We start from the raw sequence: 24,618 nt of genomic DNA on the forward strand, positions 1-24,618 counted from the left end.
TGCGCGAACTGCGCGGGAAGTCGTCGGCTTGCGCCAGCCGTCCACGATACCAGAGAGACGGCGGGATCGCAGCGCTACGCGGCGCGTGCCGTGTAGCGACCGGCGTCCTTGGTGACCGAGAGGTCGATGCCGAACGCCTCGGTCAGGGTCTGGTCCGTCAGGACCTCGTCGATGGGGCCGGCCGCCTGCACGTGGCCGTCGGCGAGGACGAGCGCGTGGGTGAACCCGGCCGGGATCTCCTCGACGTGGTGGGTCACGATGACGATGGCCGGCGAGTCCGCGCTCTGGGCGTAGCCGCCGAGGGTGCGGACGAGGCTCTCGCGGGCGCCGAGGTCGAGCGACGCGGCCGGTTCGTCGAGGAACAGGATCTCCGGGTCGGTCATCACGGCGCGGGCGATCTGCACGCGCTTCTGCTCGCCGTCGCTGAGGTCGCCGAACGTGCGGTCGGTGAAGGACCCCAGGCCCCACTCCTCGAGCACGCGCTGCGCACGGCGGACGTCGAGCTCCTCGTACTCCTCGTTCCAGCGACCCGTCACCGAGTACGCCGCGGTGAGCACGACGTCGATGACCTTCTCGGTCACCGGGATGCGACGTGCCAGCGCGGTCGACGCGAAGCCGATGCGCGGGCGGAGCTCGAACAGGTCGGCGCCGCCGAGCTCGGTGCCGAGCACCTCGACGTCGCCCGAGGTCGGGAACGTCTGGGCGCCGGCGACCTGCAGCAGCGTGGTCTTGCCGGCACCGTTCGCGCCGAGCACGACCCAGCGTTCGTCGTCCTGTACCTCCCACGAGATCGCGTCGAGGATGGTGGCCCCGTTGCGGACCACGGAGACGTCTGACAAGCGCACGACCGAGGGCATGCGACCAGCCTACGGGTTCTGGCCGAGCACCTGGTCGTAGACCTGCCGTGTCCTGGTGGCGATCGCGTCCCAGGTGAACTCGGTCTCGACACGGAGCCGTCCGGCGCGTCCCATGAGCTTCGCCAGCCCCTCGTCGGCGAGCACCTCGGTGAGGGTCGCGGCGAGGTCGGCCACGAAGCGGTCGGGGTCGGTCGGGGTGCCGGTGCCGTCCTGCACCTGCTCGATCGGGACGATGCGGCCGGTGAGCCCGTCGGCGACGACCTCGGGGATGCCGCCGGTGCCGGTGCCGACGACCGGGATGCCGCACGCCATCGCCTCGAGGTTCACGATGCCGAGCGGCTCGTAGACCGACGGGCACACGAAGACGGTGCCCGAGGACAGCACGTTCACGATCTCCTGGTGCGCGAGCATCCGGTCGATCCAGACGACGCCCTCGCGGTCGGCCCGGAGCCCGTCGACGAGCTCGGTGACCTCGGCCAGGATCTCGGGGGTGTCCGGCGCGCCCGCGCACAGCACGATCTGCACGTCCGACGGCAGCGACGCCACGGCACGGAGCAGGTACGGCAGGCCCTTCTGGCGGGTGATGCGTCCGACGAACACGACGCTCGGGCGCGTCGGGTCGATGCCGAGGGCGCGCACGGCGTCCTCGTCGACGGTCGGTTTCCACGCGTCGATGTCGATGCCGTTGTAGACGACGTGGACCTTCGCCGGGTCGATCGACGGGTACGAGCGCAGGATGTCCGCACGCATGGCCTTGGAGACCGCGATGACGCCGTCGGCGTGTTCGAACGCCTCGCGCTCCATCCAGCTGGACAGGCGGTAGCCGCCGCCGAGCTGCTCGGCCTTCCACGGGCGGAGCGGCTCGAGACTGTGGGCGGTGACGATGTGGGGGATGCCGTAGGTCAGCTGCGCGATCCGGCCCGCGGAGTTCGCGTACCAGGTGTGGGAGTGCACGAGGTCGGCACCCTCGACGTCGGCCGCGATGGCCACGTCGGTGCCGAGGGCCTGCAGCGCGCCGTTCGCCTGGCCGAGGCCGTCCGGGGTCCGGTAGCCCCACACGTCGGGTTCGTCACGGAAGGCCCCGAAGGCCCGGACACGGACTTCCGTGTCCGTTCCCGACCGCAACGCGGCGGTGAGTTCGGACACGTGGACACCCGCTCCGCCGTAGACCTCCGGCGGATACTCCCTGGTCAGCAGATCGACTCGCACTGGTTCAACGTAACCGGTTCCCAGTGCTGACGCCTACTGTGAGCGGCATGGCACCAAAGAAGGTCTTCGGCATCGTGCTCGCCGGCGGCGAGGGCAAACGACTCATGCCACTCACGGCCGATCGCGCGAAGCCCGCCGTCCCGTTCGGCGGCAACTTCCGTCTCATCGACTTCGCACTGTCGAACCTGGTCAACTCCGGTCTGCAGAAGATCGTCGTCCTGACCCAGTACAAGTCGCACAGTCTCGACCGGCACGTCGCGGAGACGTGGCGCATGGAGGGGCTGCTCGGCTCCTACGTCGCGTCCGTCCCCGCGCAGCAGCGGCTCGGCAAGCGCTGGTTCGCCGGCTCGGCCGACGCGATCCTGCAGTCGCTCAACCTGCTGCGCGACGAACGCCCCGACATCGTCGTCGTCGTCGGTGCTGACCACGTGTACCGGATGGACTTCCACCAGATGGTCGAGGCGCACATCGCCTCCGGCCGGAGTGCCACGGTGGCGGCGATCCGTCAGCCGATCGGGCTCGCCGACCAGTTCGGCGTGATCCAGGTGGCCGACGACGACCCGACGAAGATCGAGGCGTTCCTCGAGAAGCCGAAGGACGCCGTCGGGCTGGCCGACTCCCCCGGCGAGATCCTGGCCTCGATGGGCAACTACGTGTTCAACGCGGACGCCCTCGTCGACGCGGTCCTGCGCGACGGCCAGCTCGAGACCTCGGCCCACGACATGGGCGGCGACATCGTCCCCGACTTCGTCAACCGCGGCGACGCCGGCGTGTACGACCTGCAGCGCAACGAGGTCCCCGGTTCCACCGACCGCGACAAGTACTACTGGCGCGACGTGGGCACCATCGACTCGTTCTTCGACGCCCACATGGACCTCATCGCGCCGGTCCCGGTCTTCAACCTGTACAACCAGGATTGGCCGATCTTCAACCAGCAGACGAACCTGCCGCCGGCGAAGTTCGTCCGCGAAGCGAACGGCAACACCGGGTCCACGGTGGACTCGCTCGTGTCGCTCGGTTGCCTGGTGTCGGGTGCGCAGGTCGAGCGCAGCATGATCGGGCCCTGGTGCTCGATCGACTCCGGCGCGAAGGTCCTCGACTCGATCGTGTTCGAGCGCGCCACCATCGGTGCCGGAGCGGTCGTCAACCGCGCCATCCTCGACAAGGACGTCGTCCTCGCGCCGGGTGCGCAGGTCGGCGTCGACCGAGAGGCCGACGAGGCACGCGGGTTCACCGTCACCGAGTCGGGCATCACCGTGGTCGGCAAGGGCGTCCGCGTCGACGCATAAGCAGACACCCGGGGCGCAGCCCCGGACGGACGGCCTGGAGGCACGGCTCGCGTCACGGACGCGGCCGTGCCTCCTTCAGTCGGTACCGTTGGTGCGTGCCCCGCTTCCTCGTCGTCCTCGATGCCGATTCCACCCTCCTCGAGGACGAGGTGATCGAACTGCTCGCCGACAGCGCCGGGACCCGGCCACAGGTGGCGGCGATCACGGAGCGCGCCATGCGCGGGGAACTCGACTTCGCCGAGAGCCTCCGGGAGCGTGTCGGGACCCTGGCGGGCCTCCAGGCAGACGTCTTCGTCCGCGCACAGCAGGCGGTCCGTGTGACGCGGGGCGCCGACCAGCTCGTCCGCGCGGTGCACGCCGCCGGCGGCACCGTCGGCGTGGTGTCCGGCGGGTTCCACGAGGTACTCGACCCGTTCGCCGAGCAGCTCGGCCTCGACCACTGCCGGGCGAACCGCCTCGAGGTCACCGACGGCGTGCTCACCGGTCGCGTGCTCGGCGACGTGGTGGACGCACACGCCAAGGCCGTCGCGCTCCACGAGTGGGCGGACGCCGACGGGGTCGACCCGACACGGACGATCGCGATCGGGGACGGCGCCAACGACCTCGAGATGATGCGCGTCGCGGCGCTGTCGGTGGCGTTCGACGCGAAGCCGCGCGTGCGGGAGCAGGCGGACGTCGCGGTCGTCGACCGTGACCTGTCCGCCGTGCTCGCGACGCTCGGGCTGCGCGGCTGATCAGTCCGAGGGCTAGTGGCCCATCCCGAGGCCGCCGTCGACGGGGATGATCGCACCGGAGACGTACCCGGCTCCGTCGCTCGCCAGGAACAGCGTGGCGTCGGCGACGTCGTCGACCGTGCCGTAGCGGGCGGCCGGGATCGCCTTCTTGAACTCGGCCTGCAACTCGTCGGAGAGCGCGGCGGTCATGTCCGTCTGGATGAAGCCGGGCGCGACGACGTTGGCGGTGATGCCGCGCGAGCCGAGCTCACGGGTGATCGACCGGGCCATTCCGACCAGTGCGGCCTTCGAGGACGCGTAGTTGACCTGGCCGATCTGGCCGTAGGCGCCCACGACGCTCGACATCAGCACGATGCGGCCGAACTTGGCCTTCATCATGCCCTTCGTGGCGCGCTTGACGACGCGGAAGGTGCCCGTGAGGTTCGTGTCGACCACGCTGGTGAAGTCGTCCTCGGACATGCGGAGGAGCAGCTGGTCGTTCGTGATGCCGGCGTTCGCGACGAGGACCTCGATCGGACCGAGCTCGGCCTCGACCTGCGTGAACGCGGCGTCGACGGAGGCCGTGTCGGTGATGTCGGCCTGCACCGTCAGCGCACCCTCGGGACCACCCTGACCGCTGCGCGACGTCACGGCGACCCGGTGGCCGGCTGCGACGAACCGCTCGGCCAGCGCGTGGCCGATGCCGCGGTTGCCGCCGGTGATGAGGACGGTACGGGGGGTGCTCATGGTCGCTCCGTTCGGTGGGATCTGCTCGGCACGCGGTGCCGGGGACCCGGCGGACACGCCCGGACGAGCGTACCGGAGCGGACCACCCCGCCGGTTCGCGCGCGGCGCACCCACGATCGGTCCGGCGGGATTAGGCTTGACCACGGGTAGACGGAGACCATCTGTATGAAGAGCACGCACACGAGCATCACGTCGCTGCCGGACACACCGGAGCAGGACCGGGCGCACCGCCTGTCCCGCTACGTCTGGCAGATGGCCATCCGAGTGGTCCTCTTCATCTCCGCGGTGCTCGTGTACTCCATCTGGCACTCGTGGCTGGCGGTCATCCCGATCGTCCTGGCCGCGGTGATCCCCTGGGTCGCGGTCGTCATCGCGAACGCGGGCAGCCGGACCGAGAGTGACATGATCTCCCCCGCCGGGTCCATCGAGCTCTACGACGCCGTCGACCCGCGTCTCCGCGAACAGCAGGAGGACGCCCGGGCCCAGGCCTACCGCGACGAGCAGGACCGCCTCCGCCAGCAGGCGCAGCACGCGCAGGACGAGTGGCAGCGCAACGGCGACCGATCGAAGATGTGGGGACCCCGCTGATGGGTGCGACGTTCGACCTGCAGACCGAACCCGGTTCCACCCCGGTGTGCTCCCGCGCCGGCTGCGTGTCGACTGCCGGGTGGCGTGTGAACTGGCGCAACCCCCGGATCCACGCGATCGACCGCGTGAAGATCTGGGCCGCGTGCGAGGAGCACCGCGACTTCCTCGCCGACTACCTGCGCTCCCGCTCGTTCCCGGTGCGCGTCACCGGCATGCACGAGGACGTCGACCACCTCGACGACGAGCGCGAGTCGACCGCGGCGCCGAAGAACGACGTCGGGGTGCGCTCCACCGGCACCTCGCGATGACCGACGGCTTCGACCCGCAGTCCCGGTACGGCCGCAAGCACGCCGCCAAGCTGCAGCGCGCGTCCGCCGAGTCGGGTGCCCCGGCGCAGCAGCACGACCCCCGCGAACCGTTCGTCGGCTGGCGCTTCGTCCGGAGCCGCCGCTGGCTCGGCTACTTCGCGATCGCCGTCGCCTTCGCCGTCGTCTGCGCGCTGTTCGGCATGTGGCAGTGGGACCGCCGCAACGAGGCCGTCCGGCAAAACGAGCAGGTCGCGCAGAACTACGACCACACCCCGGTCCCCCTCGACCGCGCGCTGCCGAAGGCCTCGAGCTGGCAGGACGAGCAGGAGTGGCTCCGGGTCGCCGTGACCGGCCGCTACGACGTCGACTCGCAGCTGCTCGTGCGCAACCGCGTGCACAACGGGCAGCCCGGGTTCGAGGTCCTGACGCCCCTGGTCACGTCCGAGGGCCGCGCCTTCATCGTCGACCGCGGGTGGGTGCCGACCGGCAACGCCCAGGACGCCCCCGACCACGTGCCCGCTCCCCCGTCCGGCGAGGTCACCGCGATCGTCCGCCTGCAGCAGAGCGAACCGCGCATCCCCGGCCGCTCCGACCCGAAGGACACCGACCAGGTGCAGTCGGTCACGCTGGCCGACGTGGCGGACAAGGTCGACGACCCGATCTGGACGGGTGCGTACGGGCAGCTCGCCTCCGAGTCCCCCGCCCCGACCGAGGCCCGCCCGCTCGGCTGGGAGCGTCCGACCGCCGACACCGGGCTGCACCTGAGCTACTTCATCCAGTGGTTCCTGTTCGCCGCCGGCGGCTTCGGCTTCCTGGCGTACGTGATGGTGCAGGAGTACCGGAACCTCAACCAGGACGACCCCGAGGAGCGCGAGCGCGCCCTCGAGCGCGAACGCCGCAAGAACGCGAAGCCGAAGACCGACGCTGAGATCGAGGACGAGCTCATCGCGTCACGTCGCTGAGGCGCGGCCGAGTGTGCGCGTCAGCGCACCGTGCGCACCTCGCAACCCCGTGCGCGCTTGCGCGCACTGTGCAGCGCCACAAGCGGGCACCCAACACGCAACGCCGCACCGGCCAGCGAACACGGCACCGTGCGGACGGGAGGCGCAGCGCACCACCGGCACCGCGCCTCCAGGCCGCACCGTGCGCACCTCGCAACCCCGTGCGCGCTTGCGCGCACCGTGCAGCGCCACAAGCGGGCACCCAACAGGCGAACACGGCACCGTGCCTCCAGGCCGCACCGTGCGCACCTCGCAACCCCGTGCGCACCTCGCAACCCCGTGCGCACCTCGCAACCCCGTGCGCGCTTGCGCGCACCGTGCAGCGCCACAAGCGGGCACCCAGCCCGCGACGCCGCACCGGCCAGCGAACACGGCACCGTGCGGACGGGAGGCGCAGCGCACCACCGGCACCGCGCCTCCAGGCCGCACCGTGCGCACCTCGCAACCCCGTGCGCGCTTGCGCGCACCGTGCAGCGCCACAAGCGGGCACCCAGCCCGCGACGCCGCACCGGCCAGCGAACGCAGCACCGTGCGGACGGGAGGCGCAGCGCACCACCGGCACTGCGCCTCCAGGCCGCACCGTGCGCACCTCGCAACCCCGTGCGCGCTTGCGCGCACGGGGTTGCGCCACAAGCGGGCACCCAGCCCGCGAACGCAGCACCGCGCGGACGGGAGGCGCGGCGCTCCGGCTACGCGAGCTCGATGAGCTCCGCGTAGTCCTTGTTCCAGTGGTCCTCGGTACCGTCCGGTAGCAGCAGCACGCGCTCGGGGTTGAGCGCCTCGACCGCGCCGGCGTCGTGGGACACCAGGACGACCGCGCCCTCGAAGCCGGCGAGGGCATTGAGGATCTCCTCGCGCGAAGCCGGGTCCAGGTTGTTCGTCGGCTCGTCGAGCAGCAGGACGTTCGCGCCGGAGACCACGATCATCGCGAGCGACAGACGGGTCTTCTCGCCACCGGACAGGACTCCGGCCTTCTTGTAGCCGTCGTCGCCGGTGAACAGGAACGACCCGAGCACCCGACGGGCCTCGGTCTCGTTGAGGTCGGTCGATGCCGACACCATGTTCTCGATCACCGTGCGGTTGATGTCGATGTTCTCGTGCTCCTGCGCGTAGTAGCCGATGCGCAGACCGTGCCCGGGCTGGATCTCGCCCGTGTCCGGCAGGTCCGCACCCGCCAGGATGCGCAGCAGCGTCGTCTTGCCCGCGCCGTTGAAGCCGAGGATGACCACGCGCGAACCACGGTCGATCGCCAGGTCGACACCCGCGAAGATCTCGAGCGACCCGTAGGACTTCGACAGCCCCTCGGCCATCAGCGGGGTGCGGCCGCAGGGCGCCGGGGTGGGGAAGCGGATCTTCGCGACCCGGTCGGCGACGCGCTCGTCCTCCAAACCGGCGAGCAGCTTGTCGGCACGCGCGACCATCTGGTGGGCTGCCGCGGCCTTCGAGGCCTTGGCGCCGAACCGGGCGGCCTGGTCCTTGAGCGTGGCGGCCTTCTTCTCGGCGCCCGCGCGCTCCTTGCGGCGACGCTCCTCGTCGGCGACGCGCTGCCGCTGGTACAGCTTCCAGCCCATGTTGTAGATGTCGATGGTCTGGCGGTTAGCGTCCAGGTAGAAGACGCGGTTCACGACCTCGTCGACGAGCTCGACGTCGTGGGAGATGATGATGACGCCACCGGGGTAGGTCTTCAGGTGCTCCCGGAGCCACACGACGGAGTCGGCGTCGAGGTGGTTGGTCGGCTCGTCGAGGATCATCGTCTCGGCGTCCGAGAACAGGATCCGGGCGAGCTCGATGCGCCGTCGCTGACCACCCGAGAGCGTCTTGAGCTGCTGGTCGAGGATGCGGTCCGGCAGCTTCAGGTTCGACGCGATCGAGGCAGCCTCGGCCTCGGCCGCGTAGCCACCGAGCGCGTTGAACTGGTCGTCGAGGCGGCTGTAGCGCCGCATCGCCTTCTCGGCCACGGCCGCGTCGTCGCTCGCCATGTCGAGGGTCGCGAGGCGGATGCCCTCCACGAGCTCACCGAGCCCACGGGCGTCGAGGATGCGCTTCCGCGCGGTCTCCTCCGGGTCGCCCGAGCGGGGGTCCTGCGGCAGGTAGCCGATCTCGCCACCGCGCTCGATCTTGCCGCCGGTGGGCTGCGTCTCGCCCGCGAGGGCCTTGGTCATCGTCGTCTTCCCCGCGCCGTTGCGGCCGACGAGTCCGATCTTGTCGCCCTTCTCGACACGGAAGGACACGTCTTCCATGAGGAGACGAGCTCCGACGCGGATCTCGAGTTCGTGCACGGCAAGCACAGTGGACGTCCAATCAGTTGGTGGGTTTGCACAACGGTGTGTGCGTGAGGTGCACCGCTACGCTGACGGGACCGATGGTTCCGAACGGAACCAGCAGTCCATTCTAGGAGAATCCATGACGAACGCCACCGGGTTCGCTCCCCGCGCAGTCCTCGCCGACCGTCTGCGCACGCACGGGCTGGCCACCGACGCCGCTCTCGTCGCCGGCGGAGCCCTGTTCACCGCCGCGATGGCGCAGCTCGAGGTCCCGATGTGGCCGGTCCCGATCACCGGGCAGACGCTCGCCGTCGTGCTCGTCGGCGCGACGCTCGGCGCACGCCGCGGCATGCTCTCGCTGCTCGTCTACGCCGTCGCCGGACTCGCGGGTGCCCCGTTCTTCGCCGACATGCAGGGCGGCCTGCAGGCCCTGGCCCTGCCGAGCTTCGGGTACGTCATCGGCTTCATCCCGGCCGCCGGGCTCGTCGGCTGGCTCGCCCGCCGCAACTGGGACCGCCACGTCGGTCGCGCGGCGGTCGCGATGCTGCTCGCGAGTGCCATCCCGTTCGTGACCGGTCTGCCGTACCTGGCCGTGGCGCTCGGCCAGCTCGGTGCCCCGAACGACGTCCAGTCGGTGCTCGCCGCCGGCCTGTACCCGTTCATCGTCGGTGGCATCGCCAAGGCGCTCATCGCCGCCGGCATCCTGCCGCTCGCGTGGAAGGCCGTCGGCCGCCGCTGACGCTTCGCACGAGAACGGCCCCGCACCGATCGGTGCGGGGCCGTTCTGCGTCCGGTGCGGAGATGAACAGTCCGTGCGGGGCCGTGCCGGGCGTCGGTCGGTCACGACTCCCCGCCGGCCGGACACCGAGTGGTCGCATTCCGTCGCCTGGAGCACCGTCAGCCGACAGCACGTGACCACCCGGCGAACGTGAGCGGGTGGTCACGACCGATCGGCGGCGCGCCCCGCGCGTGGCGTGCGCACAGACGGACGGGAGGCGCGGTGCCAGCTGGCACCGCGCCTCCCGTCCGTGGTGGGTCGCGACTAGATCGCGAACCCGAGGGCGCGCATCATCTCGCGTCCGTCGTCGGTGATCCGTTCCGGACCCCACGGCGGCATCCAGACCCAGTTGATCCGGAAGGCGTCCACGATGCCGTCGAGGGCGTTCGCGGTGTCACCCTCGATGACGTCGGTCAGGGGGCAGCCCGCGCTGGTGAGCGTCATGCTGATGACGAGCGCGTTGGCGTCGTCGTCCCAGGCGAGGTCGTAGATCAGGCCGAGGTCGACGATGTTCACGCCGAGCTCCGGGTCCTGGACCTCCTTCAGGCCCTCGACGACCTCGTCGAACTTGTCGGGAGCGAGTGCGGCGATCATCAGGCCTGCGCCTCGGCGGCGGCGACGGCCTGGACGTAGCGGTCGTAGCCCTCGTTCTCGAGGCGGTCGGCGAGCTCGGGGCCGCCCTGCTCCGCGATCTTGCCGGCGACGAACACGTGCACGAAGTCCGGCTTGATGTAGCGGAGGATGCGCGTGTAGTGCGTGATGAGCAGCACACCGAGGCCGGTCGCGGCCTTGGCGCGGTTGACGCCCTCGGAGACGATCTTCAGCGCGTCGACGTCGAGGCCGGAGTCGGTCTCGTCGAGGACGGCGAACTTCGGCTTGAGGAGCTCGAGCTGCATGATCTCGTGGCGCTTCTTCTCGCCACCGGAGAAGCCCTCGTTGACGTTGCGCTCGGCGAACGACGAGTCCATCTTCAGGTCGGCCATCGACTGGCGGAGTTCCTTGATCCAGCCACGGAGCGCCGGAGCCTCACCGTCGATCGCCGTCTTGGCGGTGCGGAGGAAGTTCGACACCGTCACGCCGGGGATCTCGACCGGGTACTGCATCGCCAGGAACATGCCGGCACGGGCGCGCTCGTCGACGCTCATCGCGAGGACGTCCTCGCCGTCGAGGGTGATCGTGCCACCGACGACGTTGTACCGGGGGTGCCCGGCGATCGTGTACGCCAGGGTGGACTTGCCGGAGCCGTTCGGCCCCATGATCGCGTGGATCTCGCCCTCGTTGATGGTGAGGTCGACACCCTTCAGGATCTCCTTGGTGCCCTGATCGGTGTCGATCGAGACCTTGAGGTCACGGATTTCCAGAGTGGACATTGCGTTCCTTCGGTTGCAGCTGTGGTGCGGCGTCAGCCGCGGGAAGTGTTGGGGGTGCTCAGTCGACCGGGACGACGTCCTGCACGTCGACGTAGACGTCGCCGTCGCGGACCTCGACCCGGAAGACCGGGACGGGCTCGTAGGCCGGGAAGTTCTGCGGCTTGCCGGTGGTCAGCGAGAAGCGGGACCCGTGGGCCCAGCACTCCAGCGAGTCACCCTCGACGAAGCCCTCGGCCAGCGAGATGTCGCCGTGCGTGCAGGTGTCGCCGATGGCGTGGACCGTGCCGGACGAGTCCTTCACGATCGCGACCGCCGTGCCACCGACGACCACCCGCATCGGGCTGTCCACCGCGATGTCGGCTTCGGCGCAGACCTTCTCGGCCATCAGGCGCTGGCCTCCGCGCCGTCGGACTGCGTGGCGCCCGCTTCGGCCGGTGCGGCGATGACCGAACGGCCCTCGGCCAGCTCCTGCTCGACCGCGGCGATGAGGCGTTCCTCGAGCTCGGGAGCACCGATCTTCTGGATGACCTCGACCAGGAAGCCGAGCACGACGAGACGTCGGGCTTCTTCTTCCGGGACGCCGCGGGACTGCAGGTAGAACAGCTGCTCGTCGTCGAAGCGACCGGTCGCACTCGCGTGTCCGGCGCCCTCGATGTTGCCCGTCTCGATCTCGAGGTTCGGGATGCTGTCGGCACGGGTGCCGTCCGTCAGCACGAGGTTGCGGTTCTGCTCGTACGAGTCGGTGCCGTCGCCGGCGCGACCGATCAGGACGTCACCGATCCAGACGGTGTGCGCGCCCTGGCCCTGCAACGCGCCCTTGTAGTTGACCCGGCCGCGCGTGTTGGGCGCGTCGTGGTTCACGTAGACCTGCTGCTCGATGTACTGGCCGGCGTCGGCGAAGTACACGCCGTACATCTCGGTGTCGGCACCCTGCGCACCGAGGTGCGTCGAGGGGTTGACCCGGATGACGTCGCCGCCGAGCGAGACCACGACGTGCTTGAGGAACGCGTCGCGGCCGACCTCGGCGAAGTGCGTCGCGACGTGCACGGCGTCGTCGTCCCAGTCCTGCAGGCTGACGACGGTCAGTCGCGAATTCTGCTGCGCGACGATCTCGACGTTCTCGCTGAGCAGGGCGCTGCCGCGGTTGTCGAGCACGACGATGCCCTGCGCGTTCGGCTCGGCCGTGATGACCGTGTGCGCAGCGCGGGGCTGCGACCCGAAGTCGGAGCGGGTCAGGGTGATGAACTCGTGTGCCTCGGTGGCCTTGATCGTGATCGCCAGCACGGCGTCACGTGCGGTCCACGCCGCGGCCGAGGCACGGTCCTCGGGCAGCCCGGCGGCGCCGACGCGGGGGTCGTCACTGCGACCCCACTCGACGTCGGCACCCTCGGACTGGCGGGCGAGGTACGGGTAGGCGGATCCGTCGAGTCCGCCGTCCAGCAGCGGCTGGAGCTTGGCGAGCGGCGCGAACTTCCAGTTGACCTCTCGGCCGGTGACCTTCGGGAACGCCTCGACGTCGCCGGACTGGAACCGCTCGGAGCGGGTCTGGACCGGCACCTTCTTGTCGGGGGCGTCCCAGCCGCCGTCGGAGTGGGCTCCGGCGCCGTGCTGGGTGCCGCCCTGCGCTGCGGCAGCGGGCTCGATCGGCTGGTCGATGTGGGGAGGGTGGTGCTGGACATCTAGCCGACGGATCCTTCCATGCTCATCTCGATGAGCTTGTTGAGTTCGAGTGCGTACTCCATCGGGAGCTCGCGGGCGATCGGCTCGATGAAGCCACGGACGATCATCGCCATCGCCTCGTCCTCGGCCATGCCGCGGGACATGAGGTAGAAGAGCTGCTCCTCGCTGACACGCGAGACCGTGGCCTCGTGTCCCAGCTGCACGTCGTCGACACGGATGTCGATCGCCGGGTAGGTGTCGCTCCGGCTGATCGTGTCGACCAACAGGGCGTCGCAGCGCACGGTGTTGGCGGCGTGGTGCGCGGCCGGGTCGACCCGGACCTCACCGCGGTAGCCCGCACGACCGCCACCACGGGCGATGGACTTCGAGACGATCGACGACGTCGTGTACGGCGCCATGTGGATCATCTTCGCGCCGGCGTCCTGGTGCTGACCGGGGCCCGCGAAGGCGACGGAGAGCGTCTCGCCCTTGGCGTGCTCGCCGGCGAGGTAGATCGACGGGTACTTCATCGTGACCTTGGACCCGATGTTGCCGTCGATCCACTCCATCGTCGCGCCCTCGTGTGCGATCGCACGCTTGGTGACGAGGTTGTAGACGTTGTTCGACCAGTTCTGGATCGTCGTGTACCGAACGCGGGCGTTCTTCTTCACGATGATCTCGACGACGGCCGAGTGCAGCGAGTCGGACTTGTAGATCGGGGCGGTGCAGCCCTCGATGTAGTGGACGTACGAGTCCTCGTCCGCGATGATCAGCGTCCGCTCGAACTGGCCCATGTTCTCGGTGTTGATCCGGAAGTAGGCCTGCAGCGGGATCTCGACGTGGACGCCCTTGGGGACGTAGACGAACGAGCCACCGGACCAGACGGCCGTGTTCAGCGCGGCGAACTTGTTGTCGCCGGCCGGGATGACGGTGCCGAAGTACTCCTCGAACAGCTCCGGGTGCTCACGGAGCGCCGTGTCGGTGTCCATGAAGATGACGCCCTGCTGCTCCAGGTCCTCGCGGATCTGGTGGTAGACGACCTCGGACTCGTACTGCGCGGCGACACCGGCGACGAGGCGCTGGCGCTCGGCCTCGGGGATGCCGAGCTTCTCGTAGGTCGCACGGATGTCCTCGGGGAGGTCTTCCCACGACTGCGCCTGCTTCTCGGTGGAGCGCACGAAGTACTTGATGTTGTCGAAGTCGATGCCCGTCAGGTCGGCACCCCACGTCGGCATCGGCTTGCGGCCGAAGAGCGACAGCCCCTTGAGGCGGTTCTTCAGCATCCACTCGGGCTCGTTCTTGAGGTTCGAGATGTCGGTGACGACCTCTTCCGAGATCCCACGACGGGCGGAGGACCCTGCCGAGTCGGAGTCGGACCAGCCGAACTCGTATTGGCCGAGCCCTTCGAGCTCGGGACGGTCGATGAGCACGTCGGACATGGTCTCCTCGTTTCCTTCTCGCGGGACAGCGTTACAGGTGTGAACCCGTGGCGTCTGGACGCCATTCCACCGCGGACCGCTGACATGCGGACCCGGTGCTGCTCCCTCGCAACGACAATGGTTCCACGCAGTCCGTGGAGTGATCGGCGATCTCGGCCCATTCGGAGCCGGCGCCTGCCTAGACTTGACTGCTGCTGAACCCTCGAATCCTACAGGTTCACTGCACGGAACAACAGGAAGGCACCACCCTCGTGACACGCGTCGGATCCCCCGTCGAGCAGGATCTCCGGACCGGACGGTGGTGGTCGCTCCCCCGCGTGGTCGACCGTCGCGTGGTCGCACTGGCCTGGGCGTCCTTCGTGGTCGAGGTCGTGCTGATCGGCACCGGAGGCCTGGTGCGCCTCACCGCCTCGGGCCTCGGATGCCCCACCTGGCCCAAGTGCACGGCGGATTCGCTCGTCTCCACGCCGGAGATGGGCATCCACGGCATCATCGAGTTCGGCAACCGTCTGCTCACCTTCGTGCTCGTGATCGTGGCCGTCGCGATGTTCCTCGCGGTCGTCCGGATGCTCCGCACGCGCCCCGAACTCTTCTGGCTGGCGTTCGCTCAGGGCGTCGCGATCCCCGTGCAGGCCGTCATCGGCGGCATGAGCGTCTGGACGAACCTGAACCCCTTCGTGGTCGGGCTGCACTTCGTCGTCTCCGCCGCCCTCACCTCGGTGACCGCTGCGCTGGTCTACCGCACCACGCACGGCCCGCGCACCGCCCAGCGGCTCGTCCCCGGCTGGTACACGGGGGTCGTCCGCGGCACCGTCGCCGCCGTCGTCGTGACCGTCCTCGTCGGCATCCTGACCACCGGCAGCGGCCCGCACGCCGGAGCCGACGCCGCCGTCGACGGTGGACGCCTGCACCGCACCGGGTTCGACCCCGCGGTCATGGAGCACGTGCACGCCTGGCCCGCGTACGCCCTCTTCGCCCTGACCCTGGTGCTCGTCATCGGAGCCGTCCGCCTGGGTCGCCCGAGCAAGTGGCCGCTGCTGCTGCTCGTCGTCGAGTTCCTGCAGATCGCGGTCGGCCTCACGCAGGCACGCACGGGTCTGCCCGTCGGGCTCGTCGGAACGCACATGGTGCTCGCCGGGCTGCTCGTCGGCGCGGTGACCGCCGTGGTGCTGTCGACGCGGGCCTCGGCCGGCCGAGGCGCCGCGCGGGAACCGATCGACGCCTGACGCCCGGGCGAGTCGCGCGCCCGACACCCGTTCTCCGACACCCCACGAGTCGTTCGACTCGTGGGGTGTCGCGTTCGTGGGGGCCTGAACCGGCGGGCGGTCCGCAGCGGCTCGCGTCCGCCCCGCGGCGGACGCCAGCGAAACCGGACGGGAGGCCCGTGGCGGGCCCGCACCGTGCCTCCAGTCCGCCCCGTGCCCGACGCAGGACGCCGGTGTCCTGCCGATACACCGCCGAACGCGCGAGACGCCCCCGGATTCGGCGGCGTCTCGGCGGGTTGGCGGCGTCGTACCCACACGACGGCGTCAACAGGACGCGACGGCGTCGTGCGGACCGAGCGCGCGCGGGCGCCCGCTCGACCGCCTAGAAGGTGAAGACCTGCGGCAGCAGCGGGTCGATGCCCACGGCGATGAAGAGCAGCGTCAGGTACGTGATCGAGCTGTGGAAGACCCGCATCGGCTGCACGTGCTCGACGTGCTGGATGGCCCGCGAGTACAGGCGGTGGGACTCGACGACGAACCAGATGCCGCCGGCCAGCGCGACGACCGTGTAGAGCGGCCCCATGTGCCCGACCGGGATGAGCAGCAGCGAGCAGACGAGCGTCGCCCAGGCGTACAGCACGACCTGCAGGCCGACGACGGTACGGCCACGGACCACGGCGAGCATCGGCACGTCGGCCGCGTCGTAGTCGTCGCGGTACTTCATCGACAGCGGCCAGTAGTGCGGCGGCGTCCAGAGGAAGATCACCATGAACAGGATGACCGGGGTCCAGGTCAGCGACCCGGTGACGCCCGCCCAGCCGATGAGCACGGGCATGCAGCCGGCCGAGCCGCCCCAGACGATGTTCTGCGGGGTGCGCCGCTTGAGCCACAGCGTGTAGACGAACACGTAGATGAGGATCGCGATGACGCTCAGCGCCGCCGCGAGCCAGTTCACCAGGAACCCGAGCACCGCGGTCGACAGGATGCCGAGCACCCACGAGAACACGAGGGCCTCGCGGTCGGACAGTTCACCGGTGACGAGCGGGCGGGTGCTGGTCCGCTTCATCAGCCGGTCGATGTCGCGGTCGATGTAGCAGTTGAAGGCCGACGCCGAACCGGCCGACATCGCTCCGCCGAGCATCGTCCAGAAGACGAGCCACAGGTCGGGGACGCCACGTTCGGCGAGGAACATCGTCGGCGCCGTGGTGACGAGCAGCAGCTCCATCACGCGCGGCTTCGTCAACGAGACGTACGCACGGACCTTGCGGGACAGCGGCGATCGGGGTCGATCGGTGTCGGGCCGGGTCACGGTGGCAGTCGGCAAGAGAACCTCAGTCTGTTCGCATCAGCTCGCACACTCGGTGGACGACTGCGACGGCGTCCGGGCATGCGCTGACCCGGAATGTCCACGGGTCCCGATCAGTTTACGGGATGGAAGCGCCGCGACGGTGCCCCGCTCCGACATCCCGGCGCGATCCGGACGCGTTCGACACGCCCGGATCGACCGTCGACGGCCACCCCGGTGTGAACATCGGGGGTCACCTGAACCCCTTCTGAGTACCGGGTCACTATGCTGGACACGCCCTCCCGCAGTGCGCGCCCCGATGACGTCGGCCGCGATGAGCCGGTCGGCCGCCGCTAGACGGCGACACGACTCGGCCCCGGGATGGCCACATGTCCGTGCGATGGCACGAGCCCTCGCACATGTCGCATCAAGAAGGGTCAACATCCAAGTGGCTGAATTCACCTGGGACGCCATCGACCGGAAGGCCGTCGACACGGCCCGCGTTCTCGCCGCCGACTCGGTCGAGGCCGCCGGCAACGGTCACCCCGGCACCGCGATGAGCCTCGCTCCGCTCGCCCACCTGCTCTTCCAGAAGGTGATGCGTCGCGACCCGAGCGACTCCACCTGGATCGGCCGCGACCGCTTCATCCTCTCCGCCGGTCACGCCTCGATCCTCCAGTACGTGCAGTTCTACCTGCACGGCTACGGGCTCGAGATCGACGACCTGCAGCACCTGCGCAAGTGGGGCTCGAAGACCCCGGGTCACCCGGAGTACGGCCACACCGACGGTGTCGAGATCACCACGGGCCCGCTCGGCCAGGGCCTCGCGTCCTCGGTCGGCTTCGCCTACGCCCAGCGCTTCGAGCGCGGCCTGTTCGACCCGGAGACCCCGGCCGGCCAGTCGCCGTTCGACCACTACACCTACGTGATCGCCGGCGACGGTGACATGCAGGAAGGCGTGACGAACGAGTCCGGCTCGCTCGCCGGCCGTCAGCAGCTCGGCAACCTCATCGCGTTCTACGACTCGAACCAGATCTCGATCGAGGACAACACCGACATCGCGTTCTCCGAGAGCGTCGCCGACCGCTACGAGGCGCTCGGCTGGCACGTCCAGATCGTCGACTGGAAGAAGACCGGCGAGTACTCCGAGGACGTCGAGGAGCTCCACGCCGCGATCGAGGCCGCCAAGCAGGTCACCGACAAGCCGTCGCTCATCGTCCTCAAGACGATCATCGGCTGGCCGTCGCCGACCAAGCAGAACTCGGGCAAGATCCACGGTTCGGCGCTCGGCGCCGACGAGATCAAGGGCCTCAAGGAGATCCTCGGCTTCGACACCGACAAGACCTTCGAGGTCGCCCCCGAGGTCCTCGAGTACACCCGCGGCGCCGTCGCCAAGGGCCAGGCCGAGCACGCCGAGTGGCAGAAGTCCTTCGACGCGTGGGCCGCGGCCAACGCCGACAAGAAGGCACTGTTCGACCGTGTCCAGTCGAAGGAGCTCCCGGAGGGCCTCGAAGCAGCGCTCCCGGTCTTCCCGACCGACAAGGCCGTCTCGACCCGTGCCGCCTCCGGCAAGGTCATCAACGCCATCGCGCCGCTGATGCCCGAGTTCTGGGGCGGTTCCGCCGACCTCGCCGAGTCGAACCTCACCACGATCGAGGGCGCCAAGTCCTTCGGTCCGGCCGAGGCCTCGACGTCGACGTGGAGCACCGACCCGTACGGCCGCGTGCTGCACTTCGGCATCCGCGAGCACGCCATGGGCTCGATCCTCAACGGCATCGTCCTGCACGGGAACACCCGCCCCTTCGGCGGCACGTTCCTCATCTTCAGCGACTACATGCGTCCGGCGGTCCGTCTCGCCGCGCTCATGCAGGCGCCGGCGATCTACGTCTGGACCCACGACTCCATCGCCCTCGGCGAGGACGGCCCGACGCACCAGCCGATCGAGCAGGTCTCCTCGCTCCGTGCGATCCCCGGTCTCGACGTCGTCCGCCCGGCCGACGCCAACGAGGTCGCGTACGCGTGGCTCGAGATGCTCAAGCACACCGACCGCCCGGCCGGCATCGCGCTGAGCCGTCAGAACCTCCCCGTGTTCGAGCGTGGCGAGGGTGACGCCTCCGGTGAGGTCTTCGCCTCGGCGAAGAACGTCGCCAAGGGTGCGTACATCCTGGCCGAGGCGCCCAACGGCACCCCGGACGTCATCCTCATCGCGACCGGTTCCGAGGTCCAGATCGCGGTCGAGGCACGCGAGCAGCTCAAGGCCGAGGGCATCAACGCCCGCGTCGTGAGCGCCCCGTCGATCGAGTGGTTCCGCGCCCAGTCCGAGAACTACCAGGACCAGGTGCTCCCGAAGGACGTCACCGCTCGCGTGTCGGTCGAGGCCGGCATCGCCATGAGCTGGCGCGACATCGTCGGCGACAAGGGCCGCAGCGTCTCGATCGAGCACTTCGGTGCCTCGGCCGACTACCAGACGCTCTTCAAGGAGTTCGGCTTCACGACGGAGCACGTCGTGGCCGCCGCGAAGGAATCGATCGCAGCTTCCTGACCTGCAAGGGCCGGGTCCGGTTTCCGGATCCGGCCCTTCTTCCGGGAGGCCCGGCTCGGTTCCGCCACGGGCCTCCCGTCCCCGAAACCCCGACTCACGGTCCTCACGGACCCGTCGATGAAAGAAGAAGAGAAACACATGGCTGAGAACACCCCCACCGCCGCCCTCTCCGCGGTCGGCGTGAGCATCTGGCTCGACGACCTCTCCCGCGAGCTCCTCGAGACCGGCAAGCTCACCGAGCTCATCGAGCAGAAGAACGTCGTCGGTGTGACGACCAACCCGACGATCTTCGCGTCGGCCCTCGCCAAGGGTGAGCGCTACGACTCGCAGGTCAAGGAGCTCGCAGCTGCGGGCACCGACGTCACCGACGCGATCTTCGAGATCACCACGCAGGACGTCGCGAACGCCTCCGACGTCTTCAAGCCGATCTACGACGAGACCAAGGGCTTCGACGGCCGCGTCTCGATCGAGGTCGAGCCGGGCCTCGCGCACGACACCGCCAAGACCATCGAGCAGGCCAAGTTCCTGTTCGAGAAGGTCGGCAAGGAGAACGTCCTCATCAAGATCCCGGCGACGCTCGAGGGTCTCGAGGCGATCACCGAGGTGATCGGCGCCGGCATCTCCGTCAACGTCACCCTGATCTTCTCGCTCGAGCGCTACCGCGCCGTCATCGACGCCTACCTCGGCGGGCTCGAGAAGGCCAAGGCCGCCGGCCACGACCTCTCCAAGATCCACTCGGTCGCGTCCTTCTTCGTGTCGCGCGTCGACTCCGAGATCGACAAGCGCCTGGACGCCGTCGGCACCGACGAGGCCAAGGCCCTCAAGTCGAAGGCCGGCATCGCCAACGCGCAGCTCGCCTACCAGGTCTGGACCGAGGCGTTCGCCTCCGAGCGTGCCCTCGGCCTGCTCGAGTCCGGCTCCAACACGCAGCGTCCGCTCTGGGCCTCGACCGGTGTCAAGGACCCGTCGCTCCCCGACACGCTCTACGTGACCGAGCTCGCCGCCCCGAACACCGTCAACACGATGCCGGGCAAGACGCTCGACGCCACGTTCGACCACGGTGAGATCCACGGCGACGCCATCGCCGGCACGTTCGACCAGGCGCAGCAGGTCCTCGACCAGCTCGCCGCACAGGGCGTCGACTACGACGAGGTCGTCGCACTGCTCGAGAAGGAGGGCGTGGACAAGTTCATCGTCTCCTGGGGCGAGCTCGTCGACACCGTCAAGGCAGCGCTCGAGGGCGCCAAGTAGTGACGGTTTCCATCGCAGCCAGCGGCGATGCCGCGCGGGCCATCGAACAGGTGGTCCCGCGGCTCGTCGCTGACCTGGTGGCCTCGGGCATCACCGCCCAGGACGCCGATCTGTGGGGAACCGCCGCCGAGGCCGAGGCGTCGAAGCGCCTCGGCTGGGTGGAGGCCGTCTCGGTCTCCCGCCCGCTCGTCGCCGAGGTGACCGCGCTGCGCGAGTCGCTCCGTGCCGAAGGGGTCGACCACGTCGTCCTCGCCGGCATGGGCGGCTCGTCCCTCGCACCCGAGGTCATCACGCGTACCGCCGGCGTGCCCCTCACGGTCCTCGACTCGACCGACCCCGCACAGGTCCGCGCGGCCGTGACGACCGACCTCGAGCGCACCGTGCTCGTGGTCTCGTCGAAGTCCGGCTCGACGCTCGAGACCGATTCGCAGCGTCGTGTCTACGAGCAGGCCTTCCGCGACGCGGGCATCGACCCCGCCCGCCGCATCGTCGTCGTCACCGACCCGGGCTCCGCGCTCGAGGCCGCTGCGATCGACGCCGGGTACCGCGTCTTCACCGCCGACCCCACGGTCGGCGGCCGCTACTCTGCGCTCACCGCCTTCGGCCTCGTGCCGTCCGGGCTCGCGGGAGCGGACATCGCCGAACTCCTCGACGAGGCCGACGCGATCTCCGCGCTGCTCTCGGTCGACCTGGACGAGAACCCCGGGCTCGTGCTCGGTGCGGTCCTCGCCGGCACCGAGCCGCTGCGCGACAAGATCGCCATCGTGCCCGACGGCACGCACATCGTCGGTTTCGGCGACTGGGTCGAACAGCTGATCGCGGAGTCGACCGGCAAGGACGGCCGCGGCCTGCTGCCCGTCGTGCTGCACGCGGACTCCCCCGAGGTCACCGCCGGCCTGCCCGACGTCCAGGTCATCCGCCTGGTCGGTTCGCGCGAGGACGAGCGTCACGTGGCCGAGGGCGAGGTCGAGATCACCGGCACGCTCGGTGGCCAGATCCTCGTCTGGGAGTACGCCGTCGCGGTCGCCGGTCGCCTGCTCGGCATCAACCCGTTCGACCAGCCCGACGTCGAGGCCGCCAAGGTCGCGACCCGCGCGCTGCTCGACGACCGCCCCGCTCCGGCGGAGCCGGCGTTCTCCGAGGACGGCATCGCCGTCCGCGCGACGCCAGGACTCGCGGTCGGTGCGACGCTCTCGGAAGCCGTGTCGGGCCTCCTGTCCGCACTCGACCCGACCGGCTACGTGTCGGTGCAGGCGTACGTGGACCGCACCACGAACAGCGGCCTCGAGTCGCTGCGCGACGCGATCGCGGCGCGAACGGAGCGACCCGTCACCTTCGGGTACGGTCCGCGGTTCCTGCACTCGACCGGCCAGTACCACAAGGGCGGCCCCGCCACGGGAGTGTTCCTGCAGATCGTGGCCGACGAAACAGACGACCTGGCGATCCCGGGTCGGCCGTTCACGTTCGGGCAGCTCCTCCGGGCTCAGGCAGCCGGCGACGCGAGTGTCCTCGCGGAGCACGGCCGGCCGGTCCTCACCCTCACGACGTCGGACGTCCACGCCGCCACCGCGGCGATCGCGTCCGCCGTCTCCCACTGACTCGTAAGGAGTTCACCGACCCATGTCACCGGTGGCAATCACCCCGGAGCACAACCCGCTCCGGCTGCCGACGGATCGTCGACTGAACCGGATCGCGGGACCGAGCACGCTCATCATCTTCGGCGTGACGGGCGACCTGTCACGCAAGAAGCTGATGCCCGCGGTCTACGACCTGGCCAACCGGGGGCTCCTGCCCCCGGGGTTCGCGCTCGTCGGGTTCGCTCGTCGCGACTGGGAGGACCAAGACTTCTCCCAGCTCGTCCACGACGCCGTCAAGGAACACTCCCGCACCCCGTTCGACGAGGACGTCTGGCGTCAGCTCGAACAGGGCATCCGCTTCGTGCAGGGCTCGTTCGACGACCCCGAGGCGTTCCGCGAGCTCAAGCGCACCGTCGACGACCTCGACGCCGAGCGCGGGACGCTGGGCAACCACGCGTTCTACCTGTCGATCCCGCCGAAGATGTTCCCGGTCGTCACCGAGCAGCTGAAGCTGTCCGGGCTGACCGAGAAGCGCGAGGGATCCTGGAGCCGCGTGGTCGTCGAGAAGCCGTTCGGCTCCGACCTCCGCACCGCGCGCGAGCTCAACGCGATCGTCGAGAGCGTCTTCGCGCCCGACGACGTGTTCCGCATCGACCACTACCTCGGCAAGGAGACCGTCCAGAACCTCCTGACGCTCCGGTTCGCGAACCAGATGTACGAACCCATCTGGAACTCGAACTACGTCGACCACGTGCAGATCACGATGGCCGAGGACATCGGCGTCGCCGGGCGTGCCGCGTACTACGACGGCATCGGTGCGGCGCGCGACGTCATCCAGAACCACCTGCTGCAGCTCCTCGCGCTCACCGCGATGGAGGAGCCCGTCTCGTTCAAGGCCGCCGATCTGCGTGCCGAGAAGGAGAAGGTGCTCTCCGCCGTCCGTCTGCCCGAGGACCTGTCGACCGCCACCGCCCGCGGGCAGTACGACGGCGGCTGGCAGGGCGGCGAGAAGGTGCTCGGCTTCCTCGAAGAGGCCGGGATGAACCCCGAGTCCGGCACCGAGACCTACGCGGCCATCAAGCTCGACATCGCGACGCGCCGCTGGCAGGGCGTCCCGTTCTACCTGCGCGCGGGCAAGCGTCTCGGTCGTCGTGTGACCGAGATCGCAATCGTGTTCAAGCGCGTCCCCGAGGACGTCTACGGCAACACGCAGTCCCCGCTCGGTCAGAACGCGCTCGTCATCCGTGTCCAGCCGGACGAGGGCGTCACGCTCCGCTTCGGCTCGAAGGTCCCCGGCGTCGGCACCCAGGTGCGCGACGTGACGATGGACTTCGGCTACGGCCACGCGTTCACCGAAGCATCCCCCGAGGCGTACGAGCGACTCATCCTCGACGTGCTCCTCGGTGACCCGCCGCTGTTCCCGCGGCACCAGGAGGTCGAGCTGTCCTGGAAGATCCTCGACCCCATCGAGGATTTCTGGGCCACGCAGGGCCAGCCCGAGCAGTACCGTCCCGGCACGTGGGGCCCGGCATCCGCCGACGCCCTGCTCGCCCGCGACGGTCGGACCTGGAGGCGTCCGTGAAGATCGACATGCCCGACACCACCGTGTCGAAGATCCAGAAGAAGCTCGTCCGCATCCGCGAAGAGGGCGGCGCCGTCGCCCTCGGCCGCGTGCTGACCCTCATCATCTCGACGGCCCTCGGCCACGAGGAAGAGGCGATCGAGGCGGCGAACGAGGCGTCCCGCGAGCACCCGATGCGCGTGATCATCGTCTCGAAGAACAGCGGTGACACGAAGTCCCCCGGCCGCCTCGATGCGCAGATCCGCGTCGGCAGCGACGCAGGCGCGAGCGAGGTCATCGTCCTCCGTGCGTACGGCGAGACCGCGACCGACGAGGAGAGCCTGGTCACCGGCCTCCTGCTGCCGGACGCACCCGTCGTGGCCTGGTGGCCGCAGACCGCTCCCGAGCAGCCCGCGGCGTCGGCCCTCGGCCGCATCGCGCAGCGACGGATCACCGACGCGGCCGCGCAGAAGGACCCGAACGGCGCGATCGAGGCGCTCGGTGCGTCCTACGTGCCGGGCGACACCGACTTCGCGTGGACCCGTCTGACCCTGTGGCGCAACCAGCTCGCCGCGGCGCTCGACCAGCCGCCGTACGAGCCGATCACCGCGGTCGAGGTCTCCGGAGCGTCCGACAGCCCGTCGACGATCCTCCTCGCCGCCTGGCTCCAGCTGCAGCTCCGGGTACCGGTGTCCGTCGTCACGTCGCCGCGCGCGACGGGGTCGAGCGGCATCCACGGCGTGAAGCTCGTGCGCGAGTCCGGCACCATCGAGCTCGAGCGGTCCCTGGTGGACGTCGCCACGCTCTCGATGCCCGGGCAGCCGACGCACGACCTGTCGCTGCCACGCCGCAACCTGCGCGACTGCCTGGCCGAGGAACTCCGTAGACTCGACCCGGACGTCCTCTTCGGAGACGTCGTCAAGCACGGGGTGCCCCAGCTGCGCGAGACCATCGCCCGCTGATCAACACCCCACA

General features: G+C 69.7%; 22 protein-coding genes. 12 read left to right on the plus strand and 10 right to left on the minus strand.

Features of this window, described 5'->3' with window-relative positions; translation table 11 throughout:
* Positions 1–74: 74 nt before the first annotated feature.
* Together ACZZ9K_RS02700 and glgA are read right to left on the minus strand one after the other, a co-directional pair.
* Positions 75–857 carry an ABC transporter ATP-binding protein gene (locus tag ACZZ9K_RS02700; protein WP_017887279.1) on the minus strand — a complete coding sequence of 261 codons (783 nt, stop codon included), beginning with the start codon at positions 855–857 and terminating at the stop codon, positions 75–77.
* Between the two features lie 9 nt (positions 858–866).
* Positions 867–2,066: a glycogen synthase gene (gene glgA, locus ACZZ9K_RS02705; protein WP_138803545.1), complete on the minus strand. Its 1,200-nt coding sequence runs from the start codon at positions 2,064–2,066 to the stop codon at positions 867–869.
* Positions 2,067–2,113: 47 nt separating this feature from the next.
* On the opposite strand from glgA, the gene ACZZ9K_RS02710 reads away from it, so the two are divergent.
* Together ACZZ9K_RS02710 and serB are read left to right on the plus strand one after the other, a co-directional pair.
* Positions 2,114–3,355 (plus strand): glucose-1-phosphate adenylyltransferase, encoded by a 1,242-nt coding sequence (locus ACZZ9K_RS02710; protein WP_463443278.1) that lies wholly within the window; start codon positions 2,114–2,116, stop codon positions 3,353–3,355.
* Positions 3,356–3,450: 95 nt separating this feature from the next.
* Entirely contained in the window at positions 3,451–4,089 is a 639-nt protein-coding gene (serB, locus tag ACZZ9K_RS02715; RefSeq protein ID WP_301567094.1) for a phosphoserine phosphatase SerB, read from the plus strand.
* A 12-nt stretch (positions 4,090–4,101) separates the two neighbouring features.
* Here serB and fabG read toward each other — a convergent pair whose 3' ends face one another.
* On the minus strand, positions 4,102–4,815 hold the full coding sequence (gene fabG / locus ACZZ9K_RS02720) for a 3-oxoacyl-ACP reductase FabG (RefSeq protein ID WP_027465673.1): 714 nt from the start codon (positions 4,813–4,815) through the stop codon (positions 4,102–4,104).
* A 165-nt stretch (positions 4,816–4,980) separates the two neighbouring features.
* On the opposite strand from fabG, the gene ACZZ9K_RS02725 reads away from it, so the two are divergent.
* Genes ACZZ9K_RS02725 through ACZZ9K_RS02735 form a run of 3 tightly spaced genes read left to right on the plus strand, consistent with a single transcriptional unit; the run spans position 4,981 to position 6,673 of the window.
* Complete coding sequence (locus tag ACZZ9K_RS02725; protein ID WP_051596733.1) at positions 4,981–5,403, plus strand: DUF3099 domain-containing protein; 423 nt, start codon at positions 4,981–4,983, stop codon at positions 5,401–5,403.
* The gene (locus tag ACZZ9K_RS02730; RefSeq protein ID WP_371830589.1) at positions 5,403–5,711 is read left to right on the plus strand and encodes a hypothetical protein; all 309 of its coding nucleotides are present in this window, start codon (positions 5,403–5,405) and stop codon (positions 5,709–5,711) included. The genes ACZZ9K_RS02725 and ACZZ9K_RS02730 overlap by 1 nt, the downstream gene beginning before the upstream one ends.
* Positions 5,708–6,673 carry an SURF1 family cytochrome oxidase biogenesis protein gene (locus ACZZ9K_RS02735; RefSeq protein WP_301567090.1) on the plus strand — a complete coding sequence of 322 codons (966 nt, stop codon included), beginning with the start codon at positions 5,708–5,710 and terminating at the stop codon, positions 6,671–6,673. Before ACZZ9K_RS02730 ends, ACZZ9K_RS02735 begins: the two co-directional genes overlap by 4 nt.
* A 728-nt stretch (positions 6,674–7,401) precedes the next feature.
* Here the strand turns inward: ACZZ9K_RS02735 and ACZZ9K_RS02740 are convergent.
* Positions 7,402–9,000, minus strand: coding sequence for an ABC-F family ATP-binding cassette domain-containing protein (locus ACZZ9K_RS02740; RefSeq protein WP_138803548.1), 1,599 nt, complete (start codon positions 8,998–9,000; stop codon positions 7,402–7,404).
* Between the two features lie 115 nt (positions 9,001–9,115).
* On the opposite strand from ACZZ9K_RS02740, the gene ACZZ9K_RS02745 reads away from it, so the two are divergent.
* The gene (locus ACZZ9K_RS02745; RefSeq protein WP_111023032.1) at positions 9,116–9,715 is read left to right on the plus strand and encodes a biotin transporter BioY; all 600 of its coding nucleotides are present in this window, start codon (positions 9,116–9,118) and stop codon (positions 9,713–9,715) included.
* 303 nt (positions 9,716–10,018) lie between these two features.
* Here the strand turns inward: ACZZ9K_RS02745 and ACZZ9K_RS02750 are convergent, their stop codons facing one another.
* The 5 genes from ACZZ9K_RS02750 to sufB are packed head-to-tail and all read right to left on the minus strand — an operon-like array spanning position 10,019 to position 14,222.
* Entirely contained in the window at positions 10,019–10,348 is a 330-nt protein-coding gene (locus tag ACZZ9K_RS02750) for a metal-sulfur cluster assembly factor (RefSeq protein WP_017887270.1), read from the minus strand.
* Positions 10,348–11,124: a Fe-S cluster assembly ATPase SufC gene (sufC, locus tag ACZZ9K_RS02755; RefSeq protein WP_017887269.1), complete on the minus strand. Its 777-nt coding sequence runs from the start codon at positions 11,122–11,124 to the stop codon at positions 10,348–10,350. Before sufC ends, ACZZ9K_RS02750 begins: the two co-directional genes overlap by 1 nt.
* A gap of 58 nt (positions 11,125–11,182) precedes the next feature.
* Complete coding sequence (locus tag ACZZ9K_RS02760) at positions 11,183–11,509, minus strand: non-heme iron oxygenase ferredoxin subunit (protein ID WP_017887268.1); 327 nt, start codon at positions 11,507–11,509, stop codon at positions 11,183–11,185.
* Positions 11,509–12,780, minus strand: coding sequence for a Fe-S cluster assembly protein SufD (gene sufD / locus ACZZ9K_RS02765; protein WP_221935189.1), 1,272 nt, complete (start codon positions 12,778–12,780; stop codon positions 11,509–11,511). The genes ACZZ9K_RS02760 and sufD overlap by 1 nt, the downstream gene beginning before the upstream one ends.
* A 23-nt stretch (positions 12,781–12,803) precedes the next feature.
* Entirely contained in the window at positions 12,804–14,222 is a 1,419-nt protein-coding gene (gene sufB / locus ACZZ9K_RS02770) for a Fe-S cluster assembly protein SufB (protein ID WP_027465678.1), read from the minus strand.
* A gap of 251 nt (positions 14,223–14,473) precedes the next feature.
* Here sufB and ACZZ9K_RS02775 point away from each other — a divergent pair, with 251 nt between their 5' ends.
* The gene (locus ACZZ9K_RS02775; RefSeq protein WP_463443279.1) at positions 14,474–15,448 is read left to right on the plus strand and encodes a COX15/CtaA family protein; all 975 of its coding nucleotides are present in this window, start codon (positions 14,474–14,476) and stop codon (positions 15,446–15,448) included.
* Between the two features lie 361 nt (positions 15,449–15,809).
* Here the strand turns inward: ACZZ9K_RS02775 and ACZZ9K_RS02780 are convergent, their stop codons facing one another.
* On the minus strand, positions 15,810–16,736 hold the full coding sequence (locus tag ACZZ9K_RS02780; RefSeq protein ID WP_071403755.1) for a heme o synthase: 927 nt from the start codon (positions 16,734–16,736) through the stop codon (positions 15,810–15,812).
* Positions 16,737–17,160: 424 nt separating this feature from the next.
* Between ACZZ9K_RS02780 and tkt the strand changes: the two genes are divergently transcribed.
* The 5 genes from tkt to ACZZ9K_RS02805 all read left to right on the plus strand — a co-directional run bounded on the left by tkt (position 17,161) and on the right by ACZZ9K_RS02805 (position 24,605).
* On the plus strand, positions 17,161–19,254 hold the full coding sequence (tkt, locus tag ACZZ9K_RS02785; protein WP_111046387.1) for a transketolase: 2,094 nt from the start codon (positions 17,161–17,163) through the stop codon (positions 19,252–19,254).
* 138 nt (positions 19,255–19,392) lie between these two features.
* Positions 19,393–20,505, plus strand: coding sequence for a transaldolase (gene tal, locus ACZZ9K_RS02790; RefSeq protein WP_463443280.1), 1,113 nt, complete (start codon positions 19,393–19,395; stop codon positions 20,503–20,505).
* Positions 20,505–22,103, plus strand: coding sequence for a glucose-6-phosphate isomerase (locus ACZZ9K_RS02795; RefSeq protein ID WP_463443281.1), 1,599 nt, complete (start codon positions 20,505–20,507; stop codon positions 22,101–22,103). Before tal ends, ACZZ9K_RS02795 begins: the two co-directional genes overlap by 1 nt.
* 22 nt (positions 22,104–22,125) lie before the next feature.
* Positions 22,126–23,664, plus strand: coding sequence for a glucose-6-phosphate dehydrogenase (gene zwf, locus ACZZ9K_RS02800; RefSeq protein WP_463443282.1), 1,539 nt, complete (start codon positions 22,126–22,128; stop codon positions 23,662–23,664).
* Positions 23,661–24,605, plus strand: coding sequence for a glucose-6-phosphate dehydrogenase assembly protein OpcA (locus ACZZ9K_RS02805; protein ID WP_071244913.1), 945 nt, complete (start codon positions 23,661–23,663; stop codon positions 24,603–24,605). Before zwf ends, ACZZ9K_RS02805 begins: the two co-directional genes overlap by 4 nt.
* The last annotated feature ends 13 nt before the right edge of the window (positions 24,606–24,618 follow it).

The sequence above is a fragment of the Curtobacterium sp. AC268 genome (assembly GCF_979258745.1).

What these genes read in the sequence shown, in the direction of transcription:
- ACZZ9K_RS02700 (WP_017887279.1), bottom strand. Translation starts at nt 857, where the DNA reads ATGCCCTCGGTCGTGCGCTTGTCAGACGTCTCCGTGGTCCGCAACGGG.
- tal (WP_463443280.1), top strand. Translation starts at nt 19,393, where the DNA reads ATGGCTGAGAACACCCCCACCGCCGCCCTCTCCGCGGTCGGCGTGAGC.
- ACZZ9K_RS02735 (WP_301567090.1), top strand. Translation starts at nt 5,708, where the DNA reads ATGACCGACGGCTTCGACCCGCAGTCCCGGTACGGCCGCAAGCACGCC.
- ACZZ9K_RS02725 (WP_051596733.1), top strand. Translation starts at nt 4,981, where the DNA reads ATGAAGAGCACGCACACGAGCATCACGTCGCTGCCGGACACACCGGAG.
- ACZZ9K_RS02745 (WP_111023032.1), top strand. Translation starts at nt 9,116, where the DNA reads ATGACGAACGCCACCGGGTTCGCTCCCCGCGCAGTCCTCGCCGACCGT.
- sufC (WP_017887269.1), bottom strand. Translation starts at nt 11,124, where the DNA reads ATGTCCACTCTGGAAATCCGTGACCTCAAGGTCTCGATCGACACCGAT.
- ACZZ9K_RS02750 (WP_017887270.1), bottom strand. Translation starts at nt 10,348, where the DNA reads ATGATCGCCGCACTCGCTCCCGACAAGTTCGACGAGGTCGTCGAGGGC.
- zwf (WP_463443282.1), top strand. Translation starts at nt 22,126, where the DNA reads ATGTCACCGGTGGCAATCACCCCGGAGCACAACCCGCTCCGGCTGCCG.
- fabG (WP_027465673.1), bottom strand. Translation starts at nt 4,815, where the DNA reads ATGAGCACCCCCCGTACCGTCCTCATCACCGGCGGCAACCGCGGCATC.
- ACZZ9K_RS02760 (WP_017887268.1), bottom strand. Translation starts at nt 11,509, where the DNA reads ATGGCCGAGAAGGTCTGCGCCGAAGCCGACATCGCGGTGGACAGCCCG.
- ACZZ9K_RS02730 (WP_371830589.1), top strand. Translation starts at nt 5,403, where the DNA reads ATGGGTGCGACGTTCGACCTGCAGACCGAACCCGGTTCCACCCCGGTG.
- ACZZ9K_RS02710 (WP_463443278.1), top strand. Translation starts at nt 2,114, where the DNA reads ATGGCACCAAAGAAGGTCTTCGGCATCGTGCTCGCCGGCGGCGAGGGC.
- sufB (WP_027465678.1), bottom strand. Translation starts at nt 14,222, where the DNA reads ATGTCCGACGTGCTCATCGACCGTCCCGAGCTCGAAGGGCTCGGCCAA.